General features: G+C 35.1%; 22 protein-coding genes. 11 read left to right on the top strand and 11 right to left on the bottom strand.

The window, feature by feature from the left end; translation table 11 throughout:
- Nucleotides 1–2: 2 nt before the first annotated feature.
- Entirely contained in the window at nucleotides 3–758 is a 756-nt protein-coding gene (locus C8C84_RS14120; RefSeq protein WP_121314262.1) for a S1/P1 nuclease, read from the bottom strand.
- A gap of 208 nt (nucleotides 759–966) precedes the next feature.
- Between C8C84_RS14120 and C8C84_RS14115 the strand changes: the two genes are divergently transcribed.
- On the top strand, nucleotides 967–2,067 hold the full coding sequence (locus C8C84_RS14115; protein WP_121314261.1) for an AI-2E family transporter: 1,101 nt from the start codon (nucleotides 967–969) through the stop codon (nucleotides 2,065–2,067).
- A 92-nt stretch (nucleotides 2,068–2,159) separates the two neighbouring features.
- On the opposite strand, the gene C8C84_RS14110 is transcribed toward C8C84_RS14115, so the two are convergent.
- The 3 genes from C8C84_RS14110 to C8C84_RS14100 form a co-directional block, all read right to left on the bottom strand.
- Nucleotides 2,160–2,603 carry a DUF6265 family protein gene (locus C8C84_RS14110; protein WP_121314260.1) on the bottom strand — a complete coding sequence of 148 codons (444 nt, stop codon included), beginning with the start codon at nucleotides 2,601–2,603 and terminating at the stop codon, nucleotides 2,160–2,162.
- Nucleotides 2,604–2,673: 70 nt separating this feature from the next.
- On the bottom strand, nucleotides 2,674–3,489 hold the full coding sequence (locus C8C84_RS14105; protein WP_121314259.1) for a helix-turn-helix transcriptional regulator: 816 nt from the start codon (nucleotides 3,487–3,489) through the stop codon (nucleotides 2,674–2,676).
- 142 nt (nucleotides 3,490–3,631) lie between these two features.
- Nucleotides 3,632–4,699 carry a branched-chain amino acid aminotransferase gene (locus tag C8C84_RS14100; RefSeq protein ID WP_121314258.1) on the bottom strand — a complete coding sequence of 356 codons (1,068 nt, stop codon included), beginning with the start codon at nucleotides 4,697–4,699 and terminating at the stop codon, nucleotides 3,632–3,634.
- A 279-nt stretch (nucleotides 4,700–4,978) separates the two neighbouring features.
- On the opposite strand from C8C84_RS14100, the gene C8C84_RS14095 reads away from it, so the two are divergent.
- From C8C84_RS14095 to C8C84_RS14075, 5 genes are all read left to right on the top strand, one after another.
- Nucleotides 4,979–5,485 (top strand): DUF4920 domain-containing protein, encoded by a 507-nt coding sequence (locus C8C84_RS14095; RefSeq protein ID WP_121314257.1) that lies wholly within the window; start codon nucleotides 4,979–4,981, stop codon nucleotides 5,483–5,485.
- Nucleotides 5,486–5,491: 6 nt separating this feature from the next.
- Entirely contained in the window at nucleotides 5,492–5,950 is a 459-nt protein-coding gene (locus C8C84_RS14090; RefSeq protein WP_121314256.1) for a hypothetical protein, read from the top strand.
- Between the two features lie 2 nt (nucleotides 5,951–5,952).
- Entirely contained in the window at nucleotides 5,953–6,627 is a 675-nt protein-coding gene (mnmD, locus tag C8C84_RS14085) for a tRNA (5-methylaminomethyl-2-thiouridine)(34)-methyltransferase MnmD (RefSeq protein WP_121314255.1), read from the top strand.
- 119 nt (nucleotides 6,628–6,746) lie between these two features.
- Nucleotides 6,747–6,941 carry a hypothetical protein gene (locus C8C84_RS14080; protein ID WP_121314254.1) on the top strand — a complete coding sequence of 65 codons (195 nt, stop codon included), beginning with the start codon at nucleotides 6,747–6,749 and terminating at the stop codon, nucleotides 6,939–6,941.
- A gap of 212 nt (nucleotides 6,942–7,153) precedes the next feature.
- Entirely contained in the window at nucleotides 7,154–7,348 is a 195-nt protein-coding gene (locus C8C84_RS14075) for a hypothetical protein (RefSeq protein ID WP_121314253.1), read from the top strand.
- A gap of 31 nt (nucleotides 7,349–7,379) precedes the next feature.
- Here the strand turns inward: C8C84_RS14075 and C8C84_RS14070 are convergent, their stop codons facing one another.
- Nucleotides 7,380–8,321: a LysR substrate-binding domain-containing protein gene (locus C8C84_RS14070; protein WP_121314252.1), complete on the bottom strand. Its 942-nt coding sequence runs from the start codon at nucleotides 8,319–8,321 to the stop codon at nucleotides 7,380–7,382.
- A gap of 102 nt (nucleotides 8,322–8,423) precedes the next feature.
- Here C8C84_RS14070 and C8C84_RS14065 point away from each other — a divergent pair, with 102 nt between their 5' ends.
- The 5 genes from C8C84_RS14065 (at nucleotide 8,424) to can (ending at nucleotide 12,366) form a co-directional block, all read left to right on the top strand.
- Complete coding sequence (locus tag C8C84_RS14065; protein ID WP_121314251.1) at nucleotides 8,424–8,903, top strand: Dps family protein; 480 nt, start codon at nucleotides 8,424–8,426, stop codon at nucleotides 8,901–8,903.
- A gap of 61 nt (nucleotides 8,904–8,964) precedes the next feature.
- On the top strand, nucleotides 8,965–9,249 hold the full coding sequence (locus C8C84_RS14060; protein WP_233549822.1) for a hypothetical protein: 285 nt from the start codon (nucleotides 8,965–8,967) through the stop codon (nucleotides 9,247–9,249).
- 58 nt (nucleotides 9,250–9,307) lie between these two features.
- A complete protein-coding gene (locus C8C84_RS14055) occupies nucleotides 9,308–10,939 on the top strand; it encodes a SulP family inorganic anion transporter (protein ID WP_121314250.1) in 1,632 nt (543 codons plus the stop codon).
- A 16-nt stretch (nucleotides 10,940–10,955) separates the two neighbouring features.
- On the top strand, nucleotides 10,956–11,639 hold the full coding sequence (locus C8C84_RS14050) for a carbonic anhydrase family protein (protein ID WP_121314249.1): 684 nt from the start codon (nucleotides 10,956–10,958) through the stop codon (nucleotides 11,637–11,639).
- 85 nt (nucleotides 11,640–11,724) lie between these two features.
- Entirely contained in the window at nucleotides 11,725–12,366 is a 642-nt protein-coding gene (can, locus tag C8C84_RS14045) for a carbonate dehydratase (RefSeq protein ID WP_121314248.1), read from the top strand.
- A gap of 57 nt (nucleotides 12,367–12,423) precedes the next feature.
- Here the strand turns inward: can and C8C84_RS14040 are convergent, their stop codons facing one another.
- The 6 genes from C8C84_RS14040 to C8C84_RS14015 all read right to left on the bottom strand — a co-directional run bounded on the left by C8C84_RS14040 (nucleotide 12,424) and on the right by C8C84_RS14015 (nucleotide 17,406).
- Complete coding sequence (locus C8C84_RS14040) at nucleotides 12,424–13,620, bottom strand: LETM1-related biofilm-associated protein (RefSeq protein WP_121314247.1); 1,197 nt, start codon at nucleotides 13,618–13,620, stop codon at nucleotides 12,424–12,426.
- Nucleotides 13,621–13,691: 71 nt separating this feature from the next.
- Complete coding sequence (locus tag C8C84_RS14035) at nucleotides 13,692–14,267, bottom strand: YdeI family protein (RefSeq protein WP_121314246.1); 576 nt, start codon at nucleotides 14,265–14,267, stop codon at nucleotides 13,692–13,694.
- A 6-nt stretch (nucleotides 14,268–14,273) separates the two neighbouring features.
- Nucleotides 14,274–14,801 (bottom strand): superoxide dismutase family protein, encoded by a 528-nt coding sequence (locus C8C84_RS14030; protein ID WP_121314245.1) that lies wholly within the window; start codon nucleotides 14,799–14,801, stop codon nucleotides 14,274–14,276.
- A 69-nt stretch (nucleotides 14,802–14,870) separates the two neighbouring features.
- Nucleotides 14,871–15,395: a hypothetical protein gene (locus tag C8C84_RS14025; protein ID WP_121314244.1), complete on the bottom strand. Its 525-nt coding sequence runs from the start codon at nucleotides 15,393–15,395 to the stop codon at nucleotides 14,871–14,873.
- 107 nt (nucleotides 15,396–15,502) lie between these two features.
- The gene (locus tag C8C84_RS14020; protein WP_121314243.1) at nucleotides 15,503–15,901 is read right to left on the bottom strand and encodes a response regulator; all 399 of its coding nucleotides are present in this window, start codon (nucleotides 15,899–15,901) and stop codon (nucleotides 15,503–15,505) included.
- Entirely contained in the window at nucleotides 15,898–17,406 is a 1,509-nt protein-coding gene (locus C8C84_RS14015) for a PAS domain-containing sensor histidine kinase (RefSeq protein ID WP_121314242.1), read from the bottom strand. Before C8C84_RS14015 ends, C8C84_RS14020 begins: the two co-directional genes overlap by 4 nt.
- Nucleotides 17,407–17,469: the final 63 nt, after the last annotated feature.

Genomic DNA, 17,469 nt, shown 5'->3' with positions numbered 1-17,469 from the left:
CTTTATTTTAGTACAGTTCGCAACACAGCAGCCAATCTAACGCCGGCTTTGGCTATTTGTTTTTTTACAATAATGGCACTATGGTCAACATATTTTTGAGAAACTTTGGGTTTCTGAAAAGCATAGCATTGGTTCAGTAGGTTATTAGATTCTTGTGCCCAAGTCACTACATTGATTTTTTGAAGATTGGTTAATTCTGTTTTAGAGAATGGGTTAGCCGACAGACAGTCTTTCAAATTAATTTTTTTATGCCTGATAATGCCACTGTCCCAAAACGCATGCAGGTTGGTTCCTTGGTTTTTATAATTGAGCTGCGTTTTATTTCCGCCTTTGTCATAGCCATAACCCACATGCAATGGTTGGTGAACATCGCCGATTAAGTGAAACAAAAACAGCAACTTCGTTCTGATTTGGGCTTTATTGAATTGCTTTTTGTTTTGTAACTCACGGATGGTTTTATCTAAAACAGATAGGATGTTATTGCCTTTTTTGAGCGTTACTTTTTCGCCTTTGTTAAAATTCACATAGTGATAAGTTTTCATATAACCATAACCCGGTTTTTGACTCACTTCATCCATCCAAGTAGCGGCTTGTTGTATGGTCATGCCGTCAAGATAGAATAACACTTTCTTTTTTGTAGCGGCATCCAGTTGGTTAAAAGCGGCTTCCGCCACCATAATGTGTCCTTTTTTGCCCCAAGCGAAAGAATGAGTTGTAAAGAATAGCATTAAGAAAAGGAGTAAGAATAGGCGTTTCATAGTTGGAATTTTGGTAAAGACAAATATAGGTTTTTTGAGGTTATTGAATAATGAGCGATAAGGGAAAAGGGATAAGGCAATATGAATTTCTTATTGTAATCATGTAAATAATCGACCGGATTGTATAATAATCCGCAGGGTAGATTCTCCGAAATTTGTAGGGTATTAAAATCATAATTGCCAAGTAATTAACCAATCAATATTTATTATGACAACAGACATACAACAGCTACCGTTTTATGCAAGATTTGCTTTTATACTTATTATAATAATAGCACTTGGTTTTTTATTCTATATCGGACAAAGCGTTCTTTCTCCTTTATTGTTGGCGTTATTGTTTGCCATATTGCTAAGACCCGTAACGGGGTTTCTAAGTAATAAGTTACACATGCCCAACGTTTTGGCGTCCTTAATCAGTGTCATGCTTTTCTCTTTGATTTTTATTGCTATTTTTTATTTCATTACTATTCAGGTGGCTGATATGGCCGATGATTGGGGTAAGATTAAAAGAAACGTAAACATTCATTACCATAATATACAGGCCTACGTTACGGAAACATTTAACTTTAGTAAAAGAGAACAAGATGTAATGGTTAGTAATGCAACCAGCAGTTCAGCCGATAGCGGAAAAGAAATCATCGGAATCACCTTAGTTACTTTTACCGATACGATGCTTACGATGGTGTTGATTCCGATTTATATGTTTTTAATATTGTTATACAGAACGCATTTCACCAAATTCTTCTCCAAATTATTTAATATAAAATACCATGGTGTGCTTCAAGATGTTATCACGACCATAAAGATTTCTGTGCAAAGCTATATTTTAGGACTGTTGATAGAGTTGCTGATTGTTTCAGGTCTTACAACGGTAGGATTGTTATTTCTAGGTGTTGAATATGCTATTTTATTAGGGGTTGTAACCGGTCTTTTAAACTTAATCCCTTACATCGGAATTCTAATTGCCGGACTGCTTACCATAATCGCCTCGCTAACCGGATCAAGTGACTTGTCTATCATTATTGGAATAATTGTAGTGAATGTGGTCGTACAAATTATCGACAACAATCTTTTAGTACCATGGATTGTTAGTTCAAAAGTTGAAATCAATCCGATTGCTTCTATTGTCGGGATTGTTATAGGTGGCGGTCTCGGAGGTGTAGCCGGAATGTTCTTGGCGATTCCGTTGATGGCCATGATGAAAGTAGTTTTTGACAGGGTTGAATCCCTTGAAGCTTGGGGTTATCTTTTAGGCGATGACTTACCAAAGTCTTTCAGATGGCGGCGTAAACCGGTGCCGAAAGAGTAAAAGTATTAAGTGAAAAGTCAAAAGGGAAAAGTTCATATCGTTTAAACGAGGACTTACTTATCCCTTTTGACTTTTCCCTTATCCCTCCTCTACTACTGCTTCAACATCTTATACGAAAATCCCTGATCGTTATCTCCTAAAACTTCCACAAACAAGGTTTTGTCATCGACAACAGTATATTGTATTTTTTTAGGAAAATCGTGGGTTAGGTTTTCAAAGGAGAATTTGTTTTTCACTTCTTTATTTAAAACAAAATCAACCGGTTGTCCGTTATTTTGGTCGAGAACTATGGCAGTGTAAGTTGCTTTATCTCCTGAGATTTTGATAGACAAATTCTCGGTAGTGATTTTTTTATCGCCTTTTATTCTATAAGAACTGCCTTTTAGTTCATGGTCATTAACCATTTCCCAAGTTTCATAATTTTCTTTGGCTTCCATTTTCCAAGTGCCATGCAGAAAGCCTAGTTTGGGAGTTTCTCCTTTTGGAGTAAAAGAAAAAATGGTAAAAAGTGTAAGTAAGCTAAGGATAGTTTTCATAATGTTTGTTTTAAATGAGAAGACAAAGATGAGCGTTCCTTTGCTGACAAAATTGTAAAAACGCGACAACTTATTCGTTTTCCGTAAACAAGTTGGACAGTTTTAAATTTTCAGAATAAAACGCTTTTGGACTAACACCGGTAAACTCCTTGAATTCTTTTACAAAATGGGCTTGATCGTAGTAATGGTTGTCGTGAGCAATTTCAGTAAAGCTTTTGAAATCATTCTTTAAGACCATTTTTAAGGTAGTTTGTAGCCTGACGATTTTAGCCAATTGTTTAGGACTAACGCCAATTATCGTGGCAAATTTTCGTTCCAGCATTCTTCGGTTGATTTTCATATTCTCCGATAATTCATCGATAGACAATTGCCCTTTCAATTCCAACATCATCGCCACGCTTTCTTTGATGGTTTTGTCAATTTGTTTGGCATCCGTTAGCGCATTTAGTAAAAATTTTTCGGCTATTTGAATTCGCTCTTCAGTCGTGGTGGCTTCGAGTATTTTGTGTTGAAAAATTATTCCGGCTTCGCCAAATAGTTCTTCCAATGGAACGGCTCGGTTTTCCATATTGCTAATCGGCATAGTAATAAAAGGCGTAAACCCATCTGTTTCAAAACGAATCGCAAAAATGTCGGTATGACCTGTAGGCTCAATATACAATGGTTTGGTAATTTGTCCAAACACAAAACATTTTGGTTGAATGATATAATGGTCACCTTCAATATACTGTTGGTATAAATCGCCACAATGAAATATCATTTCCATACAACCATCCGGAACAATACGTTGTCTTTCAGGATAAGCTTCTTTGGGGGAATTTAGTGTCCAATAGCAATTGATAAAAGCTGATAAATCGGCATGCGGTTCAAAAGTTAAATAAGTCATTGTCCATTATTTGCTTTGCTAAAATTAATTAAAGTTTGCCTAGATTGTTGCTTTTAGTTTCTGGAATCATAATAATTATAAATAAAAAAACTCCGAGTTTCCCCGGAGCTATTATTTTAAGCTGAACACTGTCAACTGAACACTACACTTTAACTGTCCAACCAAAAGTATCGTCGGCCAATTTGTATTGAATTTTAGTCAGCTTGTCTTTTAATTCTAAAGCGAATGAGTTTTCTAATTTAGGCAACTCATAATACACGTCTTTGTATTGGAAACCAACAATTGGATTCACTACCGCAGCAGTTCCGGCACCAAAAATTTCTTTTAAACTTCCGTCTTTGGCAGCGTTTACTAACTCTTCTACCAATACCGAACGCACTTCCACTTTAATACCTTCGCGTTTGGCCAAGTCAATTAAACTTTTACGCGTTACACCATCCAAAATTCTTTCGCTGGTTGGTGCCGTATATAAAGTATCGTTGATTCTGAAAAACACGTTCATTGTTCCGGCTTCTTCCAGTTTGGTATGCGTGGCATCATCCGTCCAAATGATTTGTTGGAATCCTTTTTCCTGAGCTAATTTTTGTGGATAAAATTGTGCCGAATAATTTCCGGCCGCTTTTGCCGCTCCGATTCCGCCATTGGCAGCGCGACTGAAATGTTCTGCAATAATTACTTTCACTTCACCCGAATAATAAGAACGAGCAGGCGAAAGGATAATCATAAATCGATATTGAGTTGAGGGTTGCGCAATAACGCCCGAACCAATCGCAATCATAAAAGGTCTGATGTATAAAGTGTTGCCTAAGCCTTTTTTTACCCAATCTTTTTCTAAATCGAGAATAGTATTTAAACCACCAATGAAGATGTTTTCCGGAACTTCCGGCATGGCCATTCTTTTGGCCGATTTGTTGAAGCGATGTAAATTTTCATCCGGTCTGAACAACCAAACGTCATCATTTTCATCTTTATAAGCTTTCATGCCTTCAAAAATGGCTTGACCATAATGAAACACTTTAGCAGACGGATCAATTAAAAACGGTTCGTAGGGTTTGATAACTGGTTTTTGCCATTGCCCTTCTTTGAAATCACAGATTAACATGTGGTCAGTAAAAGTATTTCCGAAGGCAAGGTTTTCAAAATCGACATCCTTAATTTTAGATGCAGTAGCTCTAACTATATCGATTTCGGAAGGTGTTTTTAACATCATTTAGTGATAGGTTTTGCGAAGAAAAAATATTTAATTTATTTAAAATCAAATAGTTGTGTATTTTTTCCTCAAATTATGCGTTGTGTTGTTAGTTTTTTGTAAAACTAATAAAAATATATATGCATTTAACACCCCAAAAAAATATTGAATACTTTTTCTCAAATTCTCTTTTGGGGCTTATTTTTTGTCTTAATTTTTCATTAAATATTCAATTTATTTGTCATTATATTATGTGAATTTGTTAATTGGTTTACTTTTGTAATTCTAAAACAGAAAAACATGAAAAAAATAAACTTATTCCTAATTGCTTTTGTATTGTTAGTAGGTGGCAATGCGATGGCACAATCAAAATCTAAAACACCAACCAAAGTATTTAATGCTAAAGATTATACCTTATTTGGCGAAAAATTTAAAGTAACTAAGATTTTAACCAAAGACCAAATGCTTGAAAAGTACAAAAACCTTAAAAAAGGTGACACTATTACGGTTCAATTTCAATCTACTATCAAATCGGTTTGTAAAAAGAAAGGTTGTTGGATGAAAATGGAATTGGTCGGCGATGATAATTCTTTTGTGAAATTTAAAGATTATGGTTTCTTCGTTCCATTGAATGCTGACAACAGTAAAGCAATTGTTAATGGAAAGGCTTTTGTAGATGTGGTTTCTGTGGAAGAATTGAAGCATTATGCGAAAGACGGTGGAAAATCGGAAGCTGAAATTGCTAAAATTACTAAACCGGAAGTGACTTATTCTTTTCTGGCTGATGGTGTTTACATCAAAAAATAAACCTCGATGAAGAAAGTTATTGTTGTCATTCTGGTGCTTCTTTTTTTAGCTTTATCTGTGATTTCTTGTCAAAAAAAGGAAGATAAAGTAGCGGAAGAAAAGTGTGAACCCAAAACCGAAAAGAAGTTGGAAATGTACCAAATGTCAGAAATGGCAGCTTTAATGGAGCAAATGTACGTTGACAACAAACGATTAAAAGAACGCATTCAAAAAGGCGATACGATTGGTCAGTTTCCACAACATTTTATGAGAATTCATGAAGCCGTGATGACCGATGAATCGGATAATGATGCTTTTTTTAAAGAACAAGCGTCGAAGTTTATCAAGGCACAAGAAATGATTTATAAAGATCCGAAAAATGCCGCAGCGCATTTCAATACCGGTGTTGATGCTTGTATTCAATGTCACCAACAAAAATGTGGCGGACCGATTCCAAGGATTAAAAAATTGTATATAAAAGAATAATTTTGAAACGCGAAATTATTCAAACCCAAGATGGTTCAACCACCATTCATTTGCCGGAATGGAATGAAAGTTACCATTCGAAACACGGTGCAATCCAAGAAGCTTATCACGTATTTATAAAGAATGGGTTTTCTCTTTTCGAGGGAAAATCCATTTCCATTTTAGAAATAGGTTTCGGCACAGGATTGAATGCTTTTATCACTTATTTGGAAGCAAAGAAAAACACCAATCAAACGATAAATTATGTTGGAGTAGAAGCCTATCCTGTAGTTTTAGAGGAAGCTTTGCAAATGAATTATGCCAAAGAAATTGATAAAAATGAGCAGCAAGTTTTTGAGCTTATGCACCAATCTGATTGGGAAGAAACCAACTCAATTTCTGCTGATTTTACGTTAACCAAACGCAAGCAGTTTTTTCAAGACATCAAGGATAGTAATACTTTTGACTTGATTTACTTTGATGCCTTCGGTTTCAGAGTACAGCCCGAATTGTGGTCGGAAGCCATCTTTAAATCAATGTATGAAGCTTTAAAACCTAATGGTGTTTTGGTCACCTACGCATGCAGAACTTCCATTAAAAAGGCTATGTTGTCTGCAGGATTTTCTGTAGAAAAGCTGCCTGGCGCTCCGGGTAAAAGAGAGATGTTGCGCGCAACAAAAGGCGTTGTGAAAAATTAACTTTTTGTGTAGTTATTTTTAACTATGTTTTCTATTGACGAGATTAATTTTTCAATAAATTTGATAAAACAATTATTCGTTCTTATCCAATTCCTAAACCTAAAAAATTAATCCACTCTATGTCTAAAACAATGTTAGACCACACTAAGTCAGTGTTAAAAAGAGTAAGTTTTGATGTTGGCCTTTTTGGCAAAGAGCTTTCAAAAGCCTATAAGTTCTTATTACCTTATGAACTTGAAGAGTTAACCAATTGGTTACTAAAATTTACCGAAGAAAAACCGGAACTTAGACAATGTATTTTAAATGTGAAATAATATAAAACTAAAGGAGCTTAAACGGTTCCTTTTTTTATATTTAATAATCAATATAGTAAGATAAAAGCTAATTAAAATGCTAAAATATGTGTTTTATCGATTATTATAGTAATTAAACGATGGTTTTTAACATTTTTTGTGGGACGAAAACATTTTTTATTTTACTTTTACGAAACGTTCTTACAATAAGATAACCCCAAATCTTAACCATTATGCCTAGAATGATCTACGATTACACTAAATCTGTACTCGAGCGAGTAAGTTTTGACCCGATTCTTTTCGCTAAAGAACTAAAAAAAGCAGTAAAAAATTTACTGCCTTATGAAATCGAACAATTGAGAAAATGGCTTCAGTTCTTTACAAATGAACATCCGGAACTAAAAGATTGTTTAACAGTAGTTAGTTAACAGAAGAATAAGGAGTTTTGTGCAAAGCTCCTTATTTTTTTTGTATCGGACTGATGATTTCCACATTTTGAAAAGTAATAGCACCTTTGATTACCCCAGAAATTGTTGAACGCAATGCGTCAATAATGTGAATTTTTAATTCGTTCTTAGGAAAAATCAAACTCACTTCACGCGCCGGTTTTGGCTCTACAAAATGCTTTAGTTTCAAAGTGTCTTTTGCGGGTAAGTCTAAAGTATGTAAATAGGGAAGAAGTGTCGTACCTAATCCTTCATCGGCTAGTTTTATGAGTGTTTCAAAGCTACCGCTTTCTATTTGGAAATGGGTTCTTTCTTCGCTATTCAGGTTTTTACATAAATTTAAAATACCGTCTCTAAAACAATGGCCGTCTTGCAATAAGAGAATTTCATTGATATTCAAATCGCTGACTTCAATTTCCTTTTTGTGAAACGATTGGTGATTTTCCGGAATATATGCTACAAAAGGTTCGTAGTACAAAACAATTTCTTTAATTTTTTCGTCTTCCAACGGCGTCACGGCAATTGCGGCATCTAGATGACCATTCTTCAATTTAGTAATGATTTCGGCTGTATTTAACTCTTCGATAATGAGTTTAACTTTCGGATACTTTTTGATGAAATTGTTTAAGAACATCGGTAACAATGTAGGCATCACTGTTGGAATAATGGCCAAACGAAATTCGCCACCAATAAAACCTTTTTGTTGGTCAACAATATCCTGAATTCTATCGGCTTCGTTGACAATATTTTTAGATTGATTGACAATCTTTTGACCGATTTCCGTGAGTTGAATTGGCTTCTTGGTTCTGTCAAATATTTGAACGGCCAATTCTTCTTCAATCTTTTGAATTTGCATGCTCAAAGTAGGTTGCGTAACAAAGCATTTTTCAGCAGCCAGCGTGAAATTTTTGTGTTCGGCGACTGCCAAAACATATTTAAGTTGGGTAATGGTCATGATATAGTAAAATTTGATGTAAAGATAAAAACTATCAATTTATTTTATAGCTTTTAGGCATTATTATTTCTAACTTTGGATATAAATTTCAACATCCGTATTATGAAAATGAATAGCCTTGGTTTACCTAAAAAAGAATCTGATATATTATCGGCAGAGCTCAACATCTTATTAGCCAATTTTCAAGTGTATTATCAAAACTTGAGAGGATTACATTGGAACATTCGCGGCAAGCGATTTTTTGATTTGCACTTGAAGTTTGAAGAATTGTACAACGACAGTCAATTAAAGATTGATTTAATAGCCGAACGGGTTTTAACTTTAGGCGGAACACCATTACATACTTTTGAAGATTACATTAAAAACAGTAAATTACCGGTTGGGAAAAATGTTCATAATGATGAGGAAGGAATCAACTTAATTTTGAGTTCACTGACCCAACTATTACAAATTGAGCGTGTTATTCTTTCTCAGTCGGGAGAGATTAACGACGAAGGTACCAATTCGATGATGAGTGATTTTATAGCCGAGCAGGAAAAGACTATTTGGATGATGAGTGCTTGGTTAGAACAAGAAATATAAAAGATGTTAAATTTATTATAATGCCCGATTTTAAAGGGCTTTGAATGCTTATTTTTGCGATATGAAATACATAGCAAGATTAATATTAGTCTTATTTGTTTCTTTTCTTTCAACTCCTACCGTGGTAACTTTGATTAAGAAAAGTACAGATGTGTCTATATTTTATAGTTTTGCTGAAGAAGAAATTCATAAAGATTTAAAAGAAGTAAAGTGCTTAAAACAAAGTTTTGACTATCCTTTTACAGAGTTGCTTTTAAATCCAAATTCTAAAATTATTTCTGAGAACTTGTCACGTCATGACAATGCTACTGAAGAAATATTCTCTCCACCGCCCGAGTTAATTTAATACATCCGTTGTGGTTTCGCATGCGCGAAGCTTTTATGTATTAAATTAATTTATAGGTATGAAAAAAATCAATCTTTTTGCTAACCTTAAATCTGATTTTGCATCAGGTTTAGTGGTTTTCTTGGTAGCGTTGCCATTGTGTTTAGGTATTGCACTGGCTTCGGGCGCACCATTGTTTTCGGGTATTATTGCAGGTGTTGTGGGTGGAATTGTAGTAGGCTATTTAAGTCAATCTCATTTAAGTGTTTCCGGTCCGGCAGCGGGTTTAACCGCTATAGTTTTAACCGCCATTTCTGATTTAGGCGCTTTTAATATTTTCCTGTTAGCGGTGTTGATAGCCGGATTCATTCAATTGGTACTCGGTTTTATTAAAGCAGGAAGTATTTCTAATTATTTCCCAACTAATGTTATTGAAGGAATGTTGGCCGGTATTGGGGTGATTATCATTCTAAAACAAATTCCTCATGCTTTTGGTTATGATAAAGATTATGAAGGTGACGAATCTTTTGTACAACCCGATGGTCAAAATACTTTTACTGAAATATTCAGTGTATTAGACCATATTCAATTAGGCGCTTTATTAATTACATTAGTATCCTTAGCGATATTGATTTCTTGGAATAAAGTCAAATTTTTAAAGAAGTTGAAATTGGTTCCTGCAGCTCTAGTTGCTGTAATTGTAGGGATTCTGTTGAATGAGTTTTTTATTCAGTCGGGTAGTAATTTGGCAATAACGAAGGAACATTTAGTTTCATTACCGGTGCCAACCTCTTTAGCTGAATTTAAAGAAATACTAATATTTCCCGATTTTACAGCCATAACCAACAGCAAAGTTTGGGTGGTTGCAGTTACTATTGCGGTAGTGGCATCAATTGAAACTTTATTGTGTATTGAAGCGGCAGACCGAATGGACAAGTTAAAAAGATATACTGACACTAATGTAGAGTTGAAAGCACAAGGTTTAGGTAATATAATCAGTTCATTGCTTGGCGGATTGCCTATGACCTCTGTGGTAGTTAGAACTTCTGCTAATGCTGCAGCCGGAGCCAAATCAAAAATGTCAGCAATTATTCATGGTGTGTTATTGTTGGTGAGTGTTTTGGCAATTCCTTTTATTTTGAATAAAATTCCGCTGGCAACATTAGCTGCCGTTTTACTTCTCGTAGGTTATAAATTAGCTAATCCAAAAACAATTAAGCATTTTTGGGAGAAAGGGAAATACCAGTTTATTCCTTTTATAGCCACTTTTGTCGGTGTTGTTTTTACCGATTTGTTAAAAGGCGTTGCTTTGGGAATTGTCATCAGTATCATTTTTGTATTAAAAGGAAATCTTAAACGTGCTTATAGCTTCAGAAAAGAAGAGTATGCCGATGGTGATGTAATTCACATAGATTTGGCCCAAGAAGTTTCATTTTTGAACAAAGCGGCTATAAAATCTACTTTAAATGATTTACCGGAAAATTCAAAAGTAATTATCAATGCTACGGATACAGTATATATTGCCCATGATGTACTCGATTTGATTAAAGAGTTCAAGACCACTAGAGCCAAAGAAGAAAATATTAAAGTTAAATTAGTAGGTTTTAAAAAGGCTTATCAGCTTGAGAATAGCGAAGGGTTTAAAAAGACCGTTACTGTTGAACAAAAATATGACGCCATGAAACGCAAAATGGTAGATTTAGAAAAATAAAATTTTAAAAAAAGATATGAAAACATTAAATAAAGAATTACAGGCATCAATATCTCCTAGACAAGCCCTTGAAATATTAAAAAACGGAAATAACCGCTTTGTGTCTAACCTACAAGCTCATCGTAATTTACTCGAGCAAGTAAATGACACACGCGATGGACAATGGCCGTTTGCCACTATCTTGAGTTGCATTGACAGTAGAACATCAGCAGAACTTATTTTTGATCAAGGTTTAGGAGATGTTTTTTCAGTGCGTATTGCCGGAAACATTGTTAATACTGATATTTTAGGCAGTATGGAGTTTGCATGTAAAGTAGCCGGTTCCAAATTGATTGTAGTGCTAGGACACTCTAAGTGCGGTGCTGTCAAAGGCGCTTGTGACCATGTCGAAATGGGTAACCTTACAGAACTACTTTCCAAGATTCAGCCTGCAGTTTATGAGGAAAAAGCAACACAAGACAATCGCAATGCTTCTAACCCGGTATTTGTTGAGAATGTAGCGGAAATCAACGTAAAGCGAAATGTAAAGAACATTATCGAGCGCAGTTTTATTTTGGAACAAATGATTGAAAAAGGAGAAATCGGTATCGTGGGAGCCATGCACAACATTGAAACGGGTGAAGTAACTTTTTATGAAGACAGTCAATACATTAAGGATGAATTGAATCCTAATTTTTCAGTAGCTGAATTGAGACATTAATAATTGTTTATTTTATTGATAAACATCAGTTTCAATCCTAATAACAGGTGTTTATTATTTACTATATTTGATGCAAATACAAAAGATGGACGATTTTTATAAAAAAATATTAGATAACAACAAACTATGGGTTGAGTCTCAACTCGCCATCGATAAAGATTATTTCAAAGATCTTTCCAAAGGTCAAAATCCACCACTTTTGTGGATAGGTTGTTCTGACAGTCGTGTGCCGGCCAACGAGATTATTGGTGCCAAACCGGGGGAAGTTTTTGTGCACAGAAATATTGCCAATATGGTTATCCATAGCGATATGAATATGTTGAGTGTATTGGATTATGCGGTCAATGTCTTAAAAGTGAAGCACATTATTGTTTGCGGACATTATGGTTGTGGTGGTGTCAAAGCCGCAATGAGTAACCAATCTATTGGTTTAATTGACAACTGGATAAGACACATCAAAGACATCTATCGTTTGCACGAACATTACCTCAATGCTATTAAAGACGAGGAAGAGCGTTTTAATAAGTTTGTGGAAATCAATACCCAAGAGCAAGTCTTTGATTTGGCGAAAACCTCCATCGTTCAAAGTGCTTGGAAAAATGGTCAAGAACTAACTTTACACGGTTGGGCTTATGGTTTAAACTCAGGTTATGTAACCGATTTAGACGTAAATATGAGTTCCAATGGTGATTTAGACGAAGTTTACCGCTTGAAGTTTACCAATTAAAATACCTATAAATTAATTTAATACCTCAAAAGCAATCTAGAAATAGGTTGCTTTTTTTTAATCCTCAATGTTTTCATTAAATGCTGAAGGCATCATTTGCGGAATAAATTTAATCAATATCGGTAGGAGCAAACTTCCGCCCGGCAACAGAAAAATCGTTAAGGAAGGAATGGTTTTACAGATGTCAAGTATTTGCTTTTTTATCTTTTTCTTTTCCTCTTTGTCTAAATCTTTGTGGGTAGATTTGGCTAAAAGCTGCATCAATTCTTTGCTTTGCGAAATCTCTTTTAGCAATCGCGATTTGTTCCTGTTGATTAAAACGACAACGCTTTCGGTAGTTTGGTCATAAAAATGTTTCACCGGATTGGAGAAGTTGAAATACGGAATCTCCTTTTTGTATCGGACAATAAAGTCATTAATGAAATTGATGCTTTCGAGAATTAAATCATCTGAAATATGGATAGTTTCACCCAATTTAAACAAGAAATAACGCTCTTCATTTTCCACTTTGTCATCACTCCATAAACTGATACCCGCCAAGTCAATCATATAATGTTTTTCAAGGCTATTAGACAGGTAACTCAAATCTAAAGCTTCGATAGAAGTAGAGGTAGTGGCGGCAAATTTATTATAACGAACAGACGACTCAAACAGTTTTGCTAATAAATCATCATGTTGTGAAATTCCTGTTTTGGCTTTTAGCGAAAGCGAAATAATACTGATAACAATATCTTCTATTTTGTTTGAATATTTTTCGGGAACAGTACCTTTTTCAAGGTGTTGTTTGAAGGCTAAAACATCAATAAACAATAGCGCATTAGTAATCACATGAGAAAAGTTTTTGCTAAACATGTCCTCATTGGTCTGTACTCTATCGTGAATGATTTTTTCTAATTTACTCGAAGGCAAACTCGATTCCAACATCTTTTTTAAAGGATTGAAACCTTTCGGAATCATCGAGTTATAAAAGGAAACGGCTTGAACAATAAAGTCTTCCGCATCATTTTTTTTCTTAATCAAACGGTACATTTGGTAAAGCGTATTGAGCATTCCAATTTTTGATAACTCTTGCGGCAATCGGTCTTTGGATTCTATCAAAATTGACGCATCAAAGCTGACTACATGACCAAAAATGAATCCTGTGGCTCTGGTTCGGGCGTAGAAATCCGTTTCGTTCAGCGGAAACGAATGCTCTACCTGATTTTGCTCTGCAAAAAACTTGTCTATCCAACCGTGAACTGATGGGTTAATCATTTTGGGTGCTTATTATTGGCACAAAACTAAACCATTTTTGTTTGTGATAAGTAATGATTTTGTTACCAAATTTAAAATGTGCCGCGCGCTTTGATATTTTGCTCGCAAAGCGAAATGATTTCAGTGATTCTGGCTTTTCGGGTTGCTTCTCTTTTGGCTTGACTTAACCAATAAAGATAGCTTTTTCTATAAGATGGACTGAACTTGTTGTAGTTTTCTAAAGCAGTTTTGTTTTGGTCAAAAGCCAACTTTAAATCATCGGGCAGGATGTGATTCTCAACATGGTCTAAAGATTCCCAAGAACCGTTTTGTTTGGCGATTTCAATTTTACGCAAACCGCTTTCGTGCATTAAATTGTCGGCGATGAGCTTTTCGATATAGGTTTTATTTAGTTTGCTCCAAACGCTTTTGTCCTTTCTTGGGGTAAACATTTGGCGTCGGCGTTCGTCGTCTAGTCGTTTTACTGTTGAGTCAATCCATCCATAACAAATGGCTACCTGAACGGCTTCTTCCCAACGCATGCTTTCCATTGGACTGTCAACCCTATAAAATATCAGGTATACTCTAGTGGCGGAATGGTGGTTTTCGTGCAACCATTCGCGCCATGCTGCAGCATTTTTGAAGTAGAAATGATCTTGTTCTTCCAAAGACGATTATTTTATGATAGCGGAACATGCTAATCTCGCGCCAGCATTTCCGGTAGGTTGTGTGGTATAGTCATCGCCTTTTTCGTGTACGATTACCGCTTTGCCTAAAATATCTTTTGTTTCGTCGCCACAACCCACGCACCATTCGTCTGTTTTGAATAATACGGTAGCATTGCCGTCAGTATTGGCATAAAAATTATCCATATCCCCTTTGTGGTGTTCGGCATCTGTCCATCGACCGTGTTTTTTAAACGTTGGATTCCAGTGTCCGCCGGTTGAAGTGGCATCGGCAGCAGAACAATCCGACTTTTCATGAATATGAATCGCATGAACGCCGGGTTTTAAGCCGGTGAAACTAGCAATAAAGGTAACTTCTCCTTTTTTCTCAGTGAAAGTTCCGGTACCTTTAACTTTACTACCGCTTTTAGATTCAAAAGTGATATTGACCGTTTTTGTTTTATCATTGGAAGAAGAACTTTTGCAACCGAATATCAGCAATCCAATTGCCAAAATCCCTAAGACTATTTTTTTCATGAGTGATTTCTTTTAGAAGTATAAAAGTACACAATTCGACAGAGGAATTCCTTTAATTTAGGTTAAAGTTTACTTAGATTTTTCTCCTACGAAATAATCGGTTTGCGATTTAAACAATACATTGAAAGTGGTTAAACTACCGTAAATTCTGGTGATGTATTGTTGTAAATCTACTTTTTCAATCTCTTCTAATTTACTGGCGTTGATTTTTTGTTCCATTACCCTAAGACGATCACGAAGCATTACGATTTTATGAAAAAACACATCGATAGGTACATCTTTAGCGGCTAATCCTGCTTGTCCGGGCGTGAGTTTCATATTGCCGCCTTTCCATTTGTCACCTATAGCAACTGGTTCGCCCAAGCCGTTCCATTTTTTTAAGATTGATAATAAACTTTGTTCAACATCGTAAAAACTTACGGTGTCTACTTCGTTTTCGGCGTGTTCTATAACTTCGAATTCGCTGTCGATAGCGATAGTTTCTAAACCATTTTCTATAAAGGTTACCCAGTATTCTTTAGACGATACATTGGTTACTACGCCTTTACCATATTCGGCGTGATTGATTCTGGAGCCTATTCCCAAAAGTTTCATGTTTGTTTTTTTTTAATTGAGGCACTAAAATAGTGATTTGTTGTGAATAAAAAAATGTCACCTTATAGCCAAGAGGTTTTTAAGTTTATCTGATTAAGGCTCAATAATTATAAAGCCAATATTATCTCGGTAAACTTGTCTTTAGTGACCGGTTTGATGATGTAATCGCTTACGGCACTTATTTTTTTTGCTTTCAAAATGTCATGTGGTGAAATAGAAGAAGAGCAAATGTAAATGATGATTTTTTTAATGTTATTTGATTCTATTGAAGTGAACTCGTCTAAAAACTGCCATCCGTCCATGATAGGCATGGATAGGTCTAAAAATATTATTTCGGGTAGTTTGTATTGCGTATTCAAATTGTCTTTTAGGTAGTTTAAAGCGTCCAATCCATTGTTGAATACTTTAACTTCTTTGACGTTATTTGTTTTTTCGATAATTTTTTTGGTGATAAATATGAAGGTGTCATCATCATCAACCAGTGCTAATAGTTCTATTTGTTTCATGATAATTTGGGTTTAAATTTTATGTAAAAAGTACTTCCTTTATTTGGTGTACTATCAATCCAGATTTTTCCTCCCATGGCTTCCACTTGAGTTTTGGTCATAAATAAACCGAAACCCCTTGCGTCGGGATGTTTGTGAAACACTTTTCGTATTTTGAACAAATTGTGTTGGTGTAAATCTAAATCAATACCTAAACCATTATCGGCAACCGTAAGCACAATTTCGTCGTCCTCATAATAGGTTTTTATATTGATCGTAACGTTTCTGTCCGGAGATTTATATTTTAAAGCATTGCTGATTAAATTGGTAAAAATACTATCGATATAGCGTTGGGGATAAAATAGTGTTCCAACTTCCTTAAAGTCGATAGTAATCTTTGCATTATATCGCTTTATTTGTGTCTCAAAACCGATTAAAATTTTATCCAGCGTATTTTTTAAATCAATATTGGTTGATTCAACGTCAGCATCTTGTCTTATTTGAAGAGATTCCACCAGTTCATCTAAAATACCATTCAGGTGATTGATTACCGGCTGTACTCTTCCCAGCACTTCAGATTTTTCGCTTTCAGTGTCACAACTTTCCATATAATCAAGAAGCATTGAAATATTGACTAATGGCGCCCTAAGGTTGTGGGAAACGATGTTGCAAAAGTCTACCAACTGTTTGTTTTGGTATTCAGCATTGATCAACATTTTGGCAATTTTTTCTTCGCCTCGTTTTCTTTCTGAAATATCAGATCGTATCGCTACGTATTGATAGGGTTTTCCTTGTTCGTTTAAAAAGGGGACAATAGTAGTGTCTACCCAATAAGCGGTTCCGTCTTTAGCTTTGTTCTTTAATTCGCCTTTCCATACTTCACCTTTAGCGATGGTTTTCCATAATTCTTTAATGAATTTTGAAGGATGAAAGGCGGAATTGATAATTCTATGATCTTGACCCAGCAACTCTTCTCGGCTGTATTTAGAGATTTTACAGAAATTATCATTAACGTGTGTTATTACTCCTTTTTGATTCGTGATGGCTACAATGGAAGATTCATCTAAAGCATACTTATAGTCTGATATTTCCTTTATCTTTTTTAATAATTCCTCTTCAGCGTATTTTCGTTCGGTGATGTCGGAACGAATGGCAACATACTGATAAGGCTTTCCACTTTCGTTTAAAAAAGGTACAATAGTGGTGTCGACCCAATAAGCCGAACCGTCTTTAGCCCTGTTTTTTAGTTCACCTTTCCAAATTTTGCCTTTAGCAATCGTTGTCCAAAGATTTTTTATATACTCTTTTGTATGATAACCTGAGTTAATTATTCTGTGGTCCTTCCCTAAAAGTTCTTCACGAGAAAATTTTGATATTTTACAAAAGTTATCATTTACATGATGTATAATTCCTTTTTGGTCCGTAATAGCAATTATTGATGATTCATCCAGCGCATATTTGTAATCAGAGATTTCTTTAATTTTTTGAAAAAGTTCCTCTTCTTCTTTTTTTTCTTTTTTGCTCATACCTACTTTAAGCTTTTTTGAAATTTTTAAATCATACCTAATTAATTTTAAAGGATATTATCA

This window comes from Flavobacterium sp. 102 (assembly GCF_003634615.1).
Taxonomy (GTDB): domain Bacteria; phylum Bacteroidota; class Bacteroidia; order Flavobacteriales; family Flavobacteriaceae; genus Flavobacterium.
The sequence above is the reverse complement of the archived record's forward strand: the minus strand, read 5'-3'. Positions and strand labels throughout refer to the sequence as shown.